Source organism: Pseudomonas sp., assembly GCF_030147005.1.
Taxonomy (GTDB): domain Bacteria; phylum Pseudomonadota; class Gammaproteobacteria; order Pseudomonadales; family Pseudomonadaceae; genus Aquipseudomonas.
Window position 1 is genome coordinate 1 of sequence record NZ_JASLAW010000099.1, and the last position, 12,296, is coordinate 12,296.

Below are 12,296 nucleotides of genomic sequence, written 5' to 3' on the forward strand. Positions count from 1 at the left end.
GACCTGTGGCGAGGGAGCTTGCTCCCGTTGGGGCGCGAAGCGGCCCCAAAAATGGGACTGCTACGCAGTCCAGCGGGAGCAAGCTCCCTCGCCACAGGGACCGGTTCTGTCTTAACTGACTGGCATTAGGGCAAGCCCCCTTCGGTTCCAGGCCCAGGTTATGGCGTGGGTTTTAGCGTGGGCTCTTCCACGGGCACATGCATGCGGTCTCGGTTAGCCAGGGTGGGGAACAGCTTGATCCACACGCCGGTCACCACCAGCGTACCGATCCCGCCCATGACCACGGCGGGCACGGTGCCGAACCAGTGAGCGGTGATCCCCGATTCGAACTCACCCAGTTGATTGGATGCACCGATAAACAAGCCGTTGACCGCACTCACCCGGCCGCGCATTTCATCCGGCGTTTCCAACTGCACGAACGAAGCCCGGATCACCATGCTGATCATATCCGCCGCGCCGAGTACCACCAGCACCGCCAGGGAGAACCAGAACGAGGTCGACAGCCCGAACGCGATGGTCGCCACGCCGAACACACCGACCGCGGTAAACATCACGCGGCCGACCTTGCGGTCCACCGAAAAACGCGCCAGCCACAATGACATCAACAGCGCCCCCACCGCCGGTGCCGAGCGCAACAGGCCCAGGCCCCAGGGGCCGGTCAACAGGATGTCCTTGGCGAACACCGGCAATAACGCGGTGGCGCCGCCCAGCAGCACGGCGAACAAGTCGAGGGAAATGGCGCCAAGGATGTCCGGCCGGCTGCGGATAAAGCGAATCCCGGCCAACAGCGAGTCCAGGGTGGCCTTGCCTTTGTTCAGCGGCGTCTGGCGGGCGGGCAGGTTCAGGGTCAGGCCGCAGGCGATCAGGTACAGCACCACGGTCGGGCCGTATACCCAGACGCTGCCGAACGCATAGAGCAAACCGCCGAGCGCCGGGGCGACGATGGTCGCCAGTTGCTGCGCCGATTGCGACGAGGCCACGGCCCTGGGGAACAGCGCGCTGGACACGATACTCGGCAGCATTGCCTGGGTGGTGGGCAGCTCGAACGAGCGCGCGGCGCCAAGCAGGAAGGCGAGGATAAAGATCATCTCGCGGGTCACGTTGCCGGTCAGGCCACCGATGGCCAGGGACAGGGCAATCAGCGCCTGTACGGTCTGGCAGATGGCAGCGACTTTGCGCCGCTCATAGCGATCAGCCACATGCCCGGTGTGTAGCATGAACAGCACGCGCGGCACGAACTCCACCAGGCCGACCAACCCCAGGTCCAGCACATTGCCGGTCAGTTGGTAGAGGTTCCAGCCAATGGCCACGGTCAGCATCTGGAAGCCGCTGGCGGTAAAGATTCGCGCCAGCCAGAACGCGATGAAGGGGCGGTGGTGACGTAACAGCAATGCAGGTTCGGTAGGCATTGGGAATACAGATCGGGGGCCGAGAGGAACGGCGAGATTAGCATCATGCTGTAACAAAGAGTTGCAATAACCCTTGGTGAGGCAAGCTGTCACGCGACAAAAGACCACACAACCGGGCATCGAAAATAGGACTACTCTTTTAACGATGCTTGATCCAGATCAAAACCCGCCCCGGGATTGTTCTGGCGGCCCAAGGGCCAGATTCCCTACGTGATGGGTAAAATAAAGAAACGAATTGAAATTCGCCACACTCCATATCCGTGGGGGCAGTGGGTGCAGGCTTTCAGCCCGCAGCCGGTATTACCTGACAGAGGAAAACTTATGTTCGGTTTGGAGGCGCTAGATCTCGCCCGAATTCAATTTGCGTTCACCATCTCGTTTCACATCCTGTTCCCGGCGATCACCATCGGCCTGGCCAGTTACCTTGCGGTGCTGGAGGGCTTGTGGCTCAAGACGCGTAACGATACCTACCGTGACCTCTACCATTTCTGGTCGAAGATCTTTGCCGTCAACTTCGGCATGGGCGTGGTCTCCGGGCTGGTCATGGCTTACCAGTTCGGCACCAACTGGAGCCGGTTCTCGGACTTCGCCGGCGCCGTCACCGGGCCGCTGCTCATGTATGAAGTGCTCACGGCCTTCTTCCTCGAGGCGGGCTTTCTCGGCGTGATGCTGTTCGGCTGGAATAAGGTGGGGCGCAACCTGCACTTCTTCTCAACGGTCATGGTGGCCGTGGGTACGTTGATTTCCACGTTCTGGATCCTGTCGTCCAATAGCTGGATGCAGACGCCCCAGGGCTTTGAAATCGTCGACGGCCGCGTGATTCCGACCGACTGGTTCGCCATCGTCTTCAACCCATCGTTCCCCTACCGCCTGGCGCACATGGCCACGGCGGCTTTCGTGGCCACCGCGTTTTTCGTCGGCTCCTCGGCGGCCTGGCACTTGTTGCGTGGCAAGGACAACCCGGCGATCCGCAAAATGCTCTCAATGGCGATGTGGATGGCCCTGATCGTTGCGCCTGTCCAGGCGGTGATCGGTGACTTCCATGGTCTTAATACGCTGGAACACCAGCCGGCGAAAATCGCCGCGATCGAAGGTCACTGGGAAAACAAAGGCAACGAGCCGACGCCGCTGATCTTGTTTGGCTGGCCCGACATGAAGGCCGAAAAAACCAAATACGCCGTGGAAATCCCTTATCTGGGCAGCCTGATCCTGACCCATTCGTTGGACAAGCAGGTGCCGGCGCTCAAGGAGTTCCCGCCTGAGGACCGCCCCAACTCGACCGTCGTGTTCTGGTCGTTCCGAGTCATGGTCGGCCTGGGTTTCCTGATGATCTTCACCGGGCTGTTCAGCCTGTGGCTGCGCCGTGGTGACAAGATGTACACGTCCAGGCCGTTCCTGTACCTGGCCTTGTGGATGGGCCCGTCCGGGCTGATCGCGATTCTCGCCGGCTGGTTCACCACCGAAATCGGTCGCCAGCCATGGGTGGTCTACGGGCTGATGCGCACGGCGGATGCGTCCTCCGGGCATAGCCTGGCGCAGATGACCCTAACCTTGGTGTTGTTCGTGGTGGTGTACTTCGCGCTGTTCGGCGCGGGTTTGGGTTACATGATGCGGCTGGTGCGCAAAGGCCCTGTGGTTCACGAAGCCACTGAGCCGACCCATGGTGGTCCGGGCCAGAAACGCACTCCGGCGCGGCCGCTGTCCGCTGCCGATGATGGCACCGACAACGACCATGACGACATCCAGCACAAGGGGAATTGAGATGGGTATTGATCTTCCGCTGATCTGGGCTGTGATCATCATTTTCGGGATCATGATGTACGTGGTCATGGACGGCTTCGACCTGGGGATCGGCATCCTGTTTCCGTTCGTACCGGGCAAGACCGACCGTGACGTCATGATGAACACCGTGGCGCCCGTGTGGGACGGCAATGAAACCTGGCTGGTATTGGGCGGCGCGGGCTTGTTTGGCGCGTTCCCGCTGGCCTACTCAGTCGTGTTGTCGGCGTTGTACCTGCCGCTGATCCTGATGCTGGTCGGGCTGATCTTTCGGGGCGTGGCCTTCGAGTTCCGCTTCAAGGCCAAGGACCACAAGCGTCACCTGTGGGACAAGGCGTTTATCGGCGGCTCGCTGACGGCCACATTCTTCCAGGGCGTGGCGCTGGGGGCGTTTATCGATGGCATTCCGGTGGTGAACCGCCAGTTCGCCGGCGGCTCGCTGGACTGGCTCACGCCGTTCACGATGTTCTGTGGCGTGGCATTGATCGTGGCGTATGCCCTGCTCGGCTGCACCTGGCTGATCATGAAGACCGAAGGCAAGTTGCAGGAACAGATGCACAACCTGGCGCGGCCGCTGGCGTTCGTGGTGCTGGCCGTGATCGGTATCGTCAGCCTCTGGACGCCGCTGACCCATCCGGAAATCGCCTCGCGCTGGTTTACCCTGCCCAACCTGTTCTGGTTCCTGCCGGTGCCGGTGCTGGTACTGGTGACGATGTACGGGCTGTTCCGCGCCGTGGCACGCCATGCGCACTACACGCCGTTCCTGCTGACGCTGGTATTGATCTTCCTGGGTTACAGCGGGCTGGGCATCAGCTTGTGGCCGAACATCATTCCACCGTCGGTTTCGATCTGGGACGCCGCCGCACCGCCCCAAAGCCAGGGCTTCATGCTGGTGGGCACCTTGTTCATCATCCCGTTCATCCTGGGCTACACCTTCTGGAGCTACTACGTGTTCCGCGGCAAGGTCACCCATGAAGACGGTTATCACTAGGAGGGTCGCAACATGGCGGGCAAACCTTCGTTGCACGACATCGAACAGGCCGAGAAACAGCCGCTGTGGCGGCGCCTTGGGTGGTTGGCGATGATTTGGACCGGCAGTGTGCTGGCCCTGTTTATCGTCGCCAGCCTGATGCGCATGTTCATGAATGCCGCCGGCCTTACCACGCACTGACATCCCGATCCGGGCTTTGCGGCCCGGTTTTTGAGTCCTGCTCTTCCTACTGGAAGGGCGGGGCTTTTTTTATTTGCGGGCCTTGAGAATGACAAACTTGGGCGTGGCCGCCACTTGTTCGACGCCGCGGAACAGGCGCGCCAATTTGCTGTGATAACCCAGGTGGCGGTTACCGACGATATACAGCGCGCCGCCCACCACCAGGGCTTCGCGCGCCTGTTGGAACATGCGCCAGGCGAGGAAGTCGCCCACCACCTGCTGCTGGTGGAACGGCGGGTTGCACAGCACCACGTCCAGCGACTGCGCTTGCTGGCCGGCCAGGCCGTCGTCGGCACGCACAATCACCTCGCGCTGCCCCAGGGCGGCGTGCCAGTTCTCGGTGGCGGACTGCACTGCCATGAAGGACTCATCCACCAGGGTGTACTGCGCGTCGGGGTTTTGCAGTGCGCTGGCAATTGCCAATACGCCGTTGCCGCAGCCCAGGTCCGCCACGCGGGCGCCGCCCAGGTTGTTCGGCAGGTGCGGCAGGAAGGCGCGCGTGCCGATGTCCAGGCCTTCACGGCAGAACACGTTGGCATGGTTGAGCAATTCGATGGTCGGTGCACCCAGCGTGTAGCGGGTAGGGTAGGGCGATGTCGGCGCGGGGCGATCCGCAACGGTGGCGATCAGCAGCCGTGCTTTTTTTACTGCCAGCGTGGCGTGCATCGGCCCGATATAACGCTCCAGCAGCTCACCGGCGGCGCGTGGCAAGTGTTTGATCATTGCTCCCGCGATCACTTCGGCGCCCGGCGCCAGTTGCCCGTGCAGCCGAATCAACTGCTCTTCCAGCAGCGCCAGGGTTTTTGGCACACGCAGCAGCACGCGATCGAAAGGCCCGACCGGTGTCTGGCTGGCCGGCACGAACGTAACCGCATCAAACGCTTTGCCGTTGCGTATCAGGTTTTTCTCCAGGCCCTGCGCGGCGAGGAACGAGTCCCCGCTGGAGGTCACCTGCATCTGGCCTTCAAGGCTGGCGGCGAGGGCGCCGAAGCTGTCATTGAGAACCAGCACACGGGTCGCGGCGTTGGGTTGTTGGCCAGCGAGGTGGCTTAACAGGTACTCATCGGCGGCATCGAAGGCTTGCAGCGGATCATTGTGTTGCTCGGGCTGACGAATCAAATCGAGCTGGGCGAAGGGGCTGTCAAGCAGGGGCATGGCGGGGGAGGCTCTGGTAATCGACGGAACTGCTGAGTGAACAGCGAGGCAACCTCTGAAAGGGCAGCATCAACACTCAGAATTGGCCGTAAATGTTACTTTTTTTTGGAGGCGATTACATGCGGTGTTTCTTGTCCGGGCTAAAACAGCCCTGCTTTAGAGGCGCTGAGCACGGCCTGGATCTTATTGTGGACACCCAGCTTCTTGAAGGTACTGCTGATATGAAAGCCCACCGTACGCTCGGATAGGCAAAGAATAGCGGCGATCTCGGAAGCGGTCTTGCCCATGGCGGACCACTTGAGCACCTCGGTTTCGCGTGCGGTTAACTTACTGGGCGCGGTGGCATTGGGTTCGACGATGTATTTCTTGGCAACGATCGCATGCATCGCATGGCAGAGCCACAATACCTGCCCGGCTTTTTCGTAAAGCTCTTCAGCGCTGACCTCACCTTTGCCCCGAGCCAGGGTGAGCATGCTGAACACACCTTGGAAATCATGCACCGCCTGGCTCCAGCCTAAGTGCACGCCAAATGACTGGGCCAACTCCCACAAGTGAGGGGTATTACTAAAGATTTTTTCGTTCCAGATAATAGGTAGTACGCTGTTTTTACAATGGGATACAACAGGATCTATATCGAAGAAGTGCGCTTGCTTATAAATCTTTCTCCATTCATTTGAGTAGTTGCATAAATGAATGGGGTCTGTTTGGTTGTTTTTGTCTTGGGAACTCATCGTAAATGAGCAATATTGGAATCCCAAGTCGTAGGTGTGATTAACGACCATCTCAAACACGCTGGTGATTTCGCTCTCGCCTTCCAGCTTGGGCAGCCGTGTATTGCGCCATTTGACCATCGGTAAATCTCCATGTATTCCATTTGGCTTGGGTACGTCCTGATCCCAACGCTGCTCGAGCAAGTGTAGGATAAGTCCTATTGGTGGGCCTGAAAAATATTCGATTTGTTAGGTTGGGCTAGCGCTTCGTAGTTGTGCAAAGGCCGGGCTTTTGTATAAGTCATTAAGCAGGAGCCTGCTTTATCAGTAGTTTGCCCATACTGTCAAAATGACATTTCTTGCAGGTTGGGCTTCAACTTTTTCCATGTAGCGAACCCGTTAATAGCAAAATGATTGGTTCAAAGTTGGGCCGCCATGTGTCATTGGATTGTCACAGGCCTGACGAGACCGACCCTCTGGATGGATGAATGCCAGCACAAATCAGCGGTGTTTGCGCGGGCTGCTTTGAGCGACACTAAGGGCCTGTGTAAAACGGAGCCCCTCATGACAGCCAGCGCTGAGAAATTTACCCGCCAGACCTTGCTCGATGTGCAATCGCTGACCCCCAGCCTTTTCACCCTGCGCACCACGCGCGATGCCGGCTTTCGGTTTACCGCCGGCCAATTCGTACGCCTGGGCGTCACCAAGGCGGACGGCAGTACCGTGTGGCGCGCTTATTCCATCGTGTCTTCACCGTTTGACGAATACCTCGATTTCTTTTCCATTGTGGTTCCGGGGGGCGAGTTCACCAGTGAGTTGAGCCGCCTGAAGGTGGGCGACACCTTGCTGGTGGAACGCCAGGCCACAGGTTTCCTGACCCTGAGCCGCTTTGTAGACGGGCGTGATTTGTGGCTGTTGGGCACCGGTACCGGCGTGGCGCCGTTCCTGTCGATCCTGCAGGATTTCGAGGTATGGGAGAAGTTCGAACGTATCGTCCTGGTGTACAGCGCTCGTGAGGCCAAGGAGTTGGCGTACCAATCGCTGATCACTGAGCTGGGCGAGCGTGAACACCTGGCCGACTATGCGCACAAGCTGATCTACATCCCTATCGTCACCCGCGAGCAGCATCCGGGGGCGTTGAACGGGCGCATCACCACCTTGATCGAGAACGGTGAACTGGAGCGCGCCGCCGGCGTCGCGCTGACCCCGGAACATTCCCGCGTGCTGATTTGCGGCAATCCGCAGATGGTCGATGACACTCGCCAACTGCTCAAGCAGCGCGACATGCAACTGAGCCTGAGCAGACGCCCGGGCCAGGTGGCGGTGGAAAACTACTGGTAAAAAAGTGCGCCTCACGTGGCTAATGCCAGTCAGTTAAGCGCTATAGCGGGCAACCGTTGACCTGTGGCGAGGTAGCTTGCTCCCGCTGGGCCGCGAAGCGGCCCCAGAAAACGGGACTGCTACGCAGTCCAGCGCGAGCAAGCTCCCTCGCCACGGTAAAGCACTCCTCCTTAACTGACCGGCATTCGCCTCACGTGGCGCCTTTTTTGATCCGCTGGTCAGAGCGGTTTGTCGTTCTGCGCCTTGAGCAGGTCGCGGATCTCGCCCAGCAGCACCTCTTCCTTGGTCGGCGTCGGCGGCAAGCTCGGGGCTACGGCCTCTTCGCGCTTGAGGCGGTTGATCGCCTTTACACCCATGAAGATGGCGAAGGCGACGATCAAAAAGTCGACCACGCTCTGGATGAACTTGCCGTAGGCCAGTACGACGGCGGGTATATCGCCTTGCGCGGCTTTAAGCGTGATGGCCAGGTCGCCGAAGTCCACGCCACCGATCAACAAGCCAAGCGGCGGCATCACCACGTCCCCTACAAACGAGGAAACAATTTTGCCAAACGCGGCGCCGATGATAATCCCGACGGCCATGTCGACCACATTACCTTTGACCGCGAAGGCCTTGAACTCACTGATCACGCCCATAAGTTATTCCTTGTTACAGATGAAAAGGGTGGAGGTCAGTGTAAGTCAGTCGTAGCAGGCTTGCGCGACACAACCTTTAACACTGTTGAATTTTACTGACACATTAAATCGCAAATAGTTTGCAAAGTGCCACCAATCGCGCGCGAAATACGCGCAATTTCAGCGAGTTACCATATTTTTTTCTCAATCGTGCCTGTGGTGTTTTTCTATTTATCTTCTGACCCGCAGGTCACTAGCCTCTGGCGAGCACAACTGAATGTGCACTAAAAAAACCAGAGGAAATCGTGATGAACATTTCAATCAATCGCAGGCCCGTGTCGGCGCGTCATGCGCTGGTATTGGTGACCGCCAGCCTGCTGACCCTCTCCGTGCAAGCCGCCAACCTGACCCGGGACAACGGCGCCGCAGTCGGGGATAACCAGAACTCGCAAACGGCCGGCGCCAACGGCCCCGTGCTGCTGCAGGATGTGCAGCTGATTCAAAAGCTGCAGCGCTTCGACCGCGAACGCATCCCCGAGCGTGTGGTTCATGCCCGCGGTACGGGCGCGCATGGCACTTTCACGGTGACCGACAACCTCAGCGACCTGACCAAGGCCAAGGTGTTCGCCGCCGGTGAAGCCACCCCGGTATTCGTGCGCTTCTCGGCCGTGGTACACGGTAACCATTCCCCGGAAACCCTGCGCGACCCACGGGGCTTCGCGACCAAGTTCTATACTGCCGAAGGCAACTGGGACTTGGTGGGGAATAACTTCCCGACATTCTTCATTCGCGATGCGATCAAGTTCCCGGACATGGTCCACGCGTTCAAACCGGACCCGCGTACCAACCTGGATGACGACTCGCGTCGTTTCGACTTCTTCTCCCATGTTCCAGAGTCCACTCGTACACTGACCGAGCTGTACTCGGACTCCGGTACGCCGGCCAGTTACCGCGAAATGGACGGCAATGGCGTACATGCCTACAAGTTGATCAACGCCAAGGGCGAAGTGCACTACGTCAAGTTCCACTGGAAGAGCCTGCAAGGCATCAAGAACCTTGATCCCAAGCAAGTCACCGAAGTGCAAGGGCGTGACTACAGCCATATGACCAATGATCTGGTCACCCATATTAACAAGGGCGATTTTCCCAAGTGGGACTTGTACGTGCAGGTGCTGAAACCTGAAGACCTGGCCAAGTTCGATTTCGACCCGCTGGACGCCACCAAGATCTGGCCGAATGTACCGGAGCGCAAAGTTGGGCAAATGGTGCTCAACCGCAACCCGGCCAATGTTTTCCAGGAAACCGAACAAGTGGCGATGGCCCCGGCCAACCTGGTACCGGGTATCGAGCCATCGGAAGACCGCCTGCTGCAAGGTCGGGTGTTCTCCTATGCCGATACGCAAATGTACCGTCTGGGCGCCAACGCCCTGCAACTGCCGATCAACGCGCCACGGGTGACCGTCAACAACGTCAACCAGGACGGCGCGTTGAACTTCGGCAAGACCACCTCCGGCGTGAACTACCAGCCAAGCCGCCTGTTGCCGCGCGAAGAGCCGCAGACTGCGCGCTACAGCCAGTCGCCGCTGTCGGGCAGCACCCAGCAGGCGAAGATCCAGCGTGAGCAGAACTTCAAGCAGGCCGGCGACTTGTATCGCTCCTACAGCAAGAAAGAGCGTCAGGACCTGATCGACAACTTCGGCGGCTCGCTGGCGACCACCGATGATGAGAGCAAGCACATCATCCTCTCGTTCCTCTACAAGGCGGATCCGGAATACGGCACCGGCGTGGCCAAGGTGGCCAAGGGCGACTTGGCTCGTGTGAAGGCACTGGCTGAAAAACTGACTGACTGATCCGTTGGTTGCGGTCGGCGTTCCGGTTGGGGCGCCGACCCTTGGCAGGAGAATACCCATGCGTATTGTTATTGGACTGCTGGTGACCTTGCTGGCCTTTACCGCACAGGCCGATTCCCCGGACCCGGTCGCGCTCAAGGCACAGCTGCAGGACTACTACTTCGATGCCGCCCGCCGTGGCGACCTCGACATGCTCGACACCTTCATTGACTCCGGCTATAGCCTCAACACCCAGGACGCCAAGGGCTACACCGCGCTGATCCTGGCCGCCTATCACGGTGAAAGTGCCTACGTGGAGCGTTTGCTCGCCGCCGGCGCCGACGCTTGCGTGCAAGACAAACGCGGCAACACTGCGCTCATGGGGGCCATCTTCAAAGGCGAACTGAAAATCGCCCAACGCTTGCTGGCAACCGATTGCAACCCCGACCAACGCAACGGCGCCGGGCAGACCGCCGCCATGTACGCCGGGCTGTTCAAACGAGTGGAATTGTTGGGCGAGTTGAAGGCCAAAGGGGCCGACCTGAATGCCGAAGACCCCATCGGCAACACCGCTTCGCGCTTGGCCAACGGCGAAATCCGGACCCCGGCGCCGCGCTGAGCTATCATCGCGGTTTTTCCGTTGGAGGTTCTCGAATGGCAAAGGCCAAGCGCATGTACGGCTGCACGGAGTGCGGCGCGACCTTTCCCAAATGGGCGGGCCAGTGCGGTGAGTGCGGTGCGTGGAACACCCTGACTGAAACCATGATTGAAAGCGGCGGCGCCGCAGCCCCTTCCGGCCGCGCCGGCTGGACCGGGCAACAAGCGCAGATCAAGACCCTGGCCGAAGTCAGCGTCGAAGAAATCCCGCGTTTCTCCACGGCCTCCGGTGAGTTGGACCGGGTATTGGGCGGTGGCCTGGTGGACGGCTCGGTCGTGCTGATCGGCGGCGATCCCGGCATCGGTAAATCCACGATCCTGCTGCAAACCCTGTGCAGCATCGCCAGCCGCATGCCGGCGCTGTACGTCACCGGTGAAGAATCCCAGCAACAAGTGGCAATGCGCGCCCGTCGCCTGGGCTTGCCCCAGGACCAGCTGCGGGTCATGACCGAAACCTGCATTGAAAGCATCATCGCCACGGCGCGGATCGAAAAGCCGAAGGTCATGGTGATCGACTCGATCCAGACGATTTTCACCGAGCAACTGCAATCAGCCCCTGGCGGCGTGTCCCAGGTGCGTGAAAGTGCCGCGCTGTTGGTGCGCTACGCCAAGCAGAGCGGCACAGCGATCTTCCTGGTCGGCCACGTGACCAAGGAAGGCGCGCTGGCCGGGCCGCGAGTGCTGGAGCACATGGTGGATACCGTGCTGTATTTCGAGGGTGAATCCGATGGCCGCCTGCGGTTGCTGCGGGCGGTGAAAAACCGCTTTGGCGCGGTGAACGAGTTGGGTGTGTTTGCAATGACTGACAGGGGGCTGAAAGAAGTCTCCAATCCGTCGGCGATTTTTCTCTCCCGCGCCCAGGAAGAAGTCCCAGGCAGTGTGGTGATGGCGACGTGGGAAGGCACCCGGCCGATGCTGGTGGAGGTTCAGGCGCTGGTGGATGACAGCCATCTGGCCAACCCGCGACGGGTAACCCTGGGCCTGGATCAGAACCGCCTGGCCATGCTGTTGGCGGTGTTGCACCGGCACGGGGGCATTCCGACTCACGACCAGGACGTCTTCCTTAACGTGGTCGGCGGGGTCAAGGTATTGGAGACCGCGTCCGATCTGGCGTTGATGGCGGCGGTGATGTCCAGCCTGCGCAACCGGCCGCTGCCCCATGATTTGCTGGTGTTTGGCGAGGTGGGGTTGTCGGGCGAAGTGCGTCCGGTGCCCAGCGGCCAGGAGCGCTTGAAGGAAGCGGCCAAGCATGGCTTCAAGCGTGCGATCGTGCCCAAGGGGAATGCGCCGAAGGAGGCGCCGCCGGGGTTGCAGATCATTGCTGTAACGCGCCTGGAGCAGGCGTTGGATGCACTGTTCGAATAATCAGCACTGTGTGGGAGCGGGCTTGCTCGTGAAAGCGGTAAATCAGTCGATATGTGCACTGACTGAACCACCGCTTTCGCGAGCAAACTGAACTGGTCAAGTAATTTTGGACACTGATTACGGTTCACGCCGCCAACCTTTCCTTCATGACCGGCGACCGGTAGTCGTTATAGCTGTGAGGCCTGCTGATGTTGTAGCGAGAGACATAGCGCTGTACGTCTGCTCGG

General features: G+C 59.8%; 11 protein-coding genes. 7 read left to right on the plus strand and 4 right to left on the minus strand.

Features of this window, described 5'->3' with window-relative positions; genetic code table 11:
- Positions 1–158: 158 nt before the first annotated feature.
- Positions 159–1,409, minus strand: a complete 1,251-nt coding sequence (locus Q1V60_RS09535; protein WP_300629617.1) for an MFS transporter — start codon at positions 1,407–1,409, stop codon at positions 159–161.
- Positions 1,410–1,730: 321 nt separating this feature from the next.
- On the opposite strand from Q1V60_RS09535, the gene Q1V60_RS09540 reads away from it, so the two are divergent.
- Genes Q1V60_RS09540 through Q1V60_RS09550 form a run of 3 tightly spaced genes read left to right on the plus strand, consistent with a single transcriptional unit; the run spans position 1,731 to position 4,359 of the window.
- Positions 1,731–3,170 (plus strand): cytochrome ubiquinol oxidase subunit I, encoded by a 1,440-nt coding sequence (locus Q1V60_RS09540; RefSeq protein WP_300629619.1) that lies wholly within the window; start codon positions 1,731–1,733, stop codon positions 3,168–3,170.
- A 1-nt stretch (position 3,171) separates the two neighbouring features.
- Positions 3,172–4,179: a cytochrome d ubiquinol oxidase subunit II gene (cydB, locus tag Q1V60_RS09545; protein WP_300629621.1), complete on the plus strand. Its 1,008-nt coding sequence runs from the start codon at positions 3,172–3,174 to the stop codon at positions 4,177–4,179.
- 12 nt (positions 4,180–4,191) lie between these two features.
- Complete coding sequence (locus Q1V60_RS09550; RefSeq protein WP_065886906.1) at positions 4,192–4,359, plus strand: DUF2474 domain-containing protein; 168 nt, start codon at positions 4,192–4,194, stop codon at positions 4,357–4,359.
- 69 nt (positions 4,360–4,428) lie between these two features.
- Here the strand turns inward: Q1V60_RS09550 and Q1V60_RS09555 are convergent, their stop codons facing one another.
- Both Q1V60_RS09555 and Q1V60_RS09560 read right to left on the minus strand, forming a co-directional pair.
- The gene (locus Q1V60_RS09555) at positions 4,429–5,553 is read right to left on the minus strand and encodes a class I SAM-dependent methyltransferase (RefSeq protein WP_300629631.1); all 1,125 of its coding nucleotides are present in this window, start codon (positions 5,551–5,553) and stop codon (positions 4,429–4,431) included.
- A 140-nt stretch (positions 5,554–5,693) separates the two neighbouring features.
- Positions 5,694–6,404: a LuxR family transcriptional regulator gene (locus Q1V60_RS09560; RefSeq protein WP_300629633.1), complete on the minus strand. Its 711-nt coding sequence runs from the start codon at positions 6,402–6,404 to the stop codon at positions 5,694–5,696.
- A gap of 423 nt (positions 6,405–6,827) precedes the next feature.
- On the opposite strand from Q1V60_RS09560, the gene Q1V60_RS09565 reads away from it, so the two are divergent.
- Complete coding sequence (locus Q1V60_RS09565; RefSeq protein ID WP_300629635.1) at positions 6,828–7,604, plus strand: ferredoxin--NADP reductase; 777 nt, start codon at positions 6,828–6,830, stop codon at positions 7,602–7,604.
- A 218-nt stretch (positions 7,605–7,822) separates the two neighbouring features.
- Here Q1V60_RS09565 and mscL read toward each other — a convergent pair whose 3' ends face one another.
- Positions 7,823–8,239: a large-conductance mechanosensitive channel protein MscL gene (gene mscL / locus Q1V60_RS09570; protein ID WP_300629637.1), complete on the minus strand. Its 417-nt coding sequence runs from the start codon at positions 8,237–8,239 to the stop codon at positions 7,823–7,825.
- 287 nt (positions 8,240–8,526) lie between these two features.
- On the opposite strand from mscL, the gene katB reads away from it, so the two are divergent.
- The 3 genes from katB to radA are packed head-to-tail and all read left to right on the plus strand — an operon-like array spanning position 8,527 to position 12,069.
- A complete protein-coding gene (gene katB / locus Q1V60_RS09575) occupies positions 8,527–10,068 on the plus strand; it encodes a catalase KatB (protein ID WP_300629640.1) in 1,542 nt (513 codons plus the stop codon).
- A gap of 58 nt (positions 10,069–10,126) precedes the next feature.
- Positions 10,127–10,666: an ankyrin repeat domain-containing protein gene (locus Q1V60_RS09580; RefSeq protein ID WP_300629642.1), complete on the plus strand. Its 540-nt coding sequence runs from the start codon at positions 10,127–10,129 to the stop codon at positions 10,664–10,666.
- A gap of 35 nt (positions 10,667–10,701) precedes the next feature.
- A complete protein-coding gene (gene radA, locus Q1V60_RS09585) occupies positions 10,702–12,069 on the plus strand; it encodes a DNA repair protein RadA (RefSeq protein ID WP_300629645.1) in 1,368 nt (455 codons plus the stop codon).
- Positions 12,070–12,296: the final 227 nt, after the last annotated feature.

What these genes read in the sequence shown, in the direction of transcription:
- radA (WP_300629645.1), top strand. Translation starts at nt 10,702, where the DNA reads ATGGCAAAGGCCAAGCGCATGTACGGCTGCACGGAGTGCGGCGCGACC.
- Q1V60_RS09580 (WP_300629642.1), top strand. Translation starts at nt 10,127, where the DNA reads ATGCGTATTGTTATTGGACTGCTGGTGACCTTGCTGGCCTTTACCGCA.
- Q1V60_RS09565 (WP_300629635.1), top strand. Translation starts at nt 6,828, where the DNA reads ATGACAGCCAGCGCTGAGAAATTTACCCGCCAGACCTTGCTCGATGTG.
- Q1V60_RS09555 (WP_300629631.1), bottom strand. Translation starts at nt 5,553, where the DNA reads ATGCCCCTGCTTGACAGCCCCTTCGCCCAGCTCGATTTGATTCGTCAG.
- Q1V60_RS09560 (WP_300629633.1), bottom strand. Translation starts at nt 6,404, where the DNA reads ATGGTCAAATGGCGCAATACACGGCTGCCCAAGCTGGAAGGCGAGAGC.
- cydB (WP_300629621.1), top strand. Translation starts at nt 3,172, where the DNA reads ATGGGTATTGATCTTCCGCTGATCTGGGCTGTGATCATCATTTTCGGG.
- katB (WP_300629640.1), top strand. Translation starts at nt 8,527, where the DNA reads ATGAACATTTCAATCAATCGCAGGCCCGTGTCGGCGCGTCATGCGCTG.
- Q1V60_RS09540 (WP_300629619.1), top strand. Translation starts at nt 1,731, where the DNA reads ATGTTCGGTTTGGAGGCGCTAGATCTCGCCCGAATTCAATTTGCGTTC.
- mscL (WP_300629637.1), bottom strand. Translation starts at nt 8,239, where the DNA reads ATGGGCGTGATCAGTGAGTTCAAGGCCTTCGCGGTCAAAGGTAATGTG.
- Q1V60_RS09550 (WP_065886906.1), top strand. Translation starts at nt 4,192, where the DNA reads ATGGCGGGCAAACCTTCGTTGCACGACATCGAACAGGCCGAGAAACAG.
- Q1V60_RS09535 (WP_300629617.1), bottom strand. Translation starts at nt 1,409, where the DNA reads ATGCCTACCGAACCTGCATTGCTGTTACGTCACCACCGCCCCTTCATC.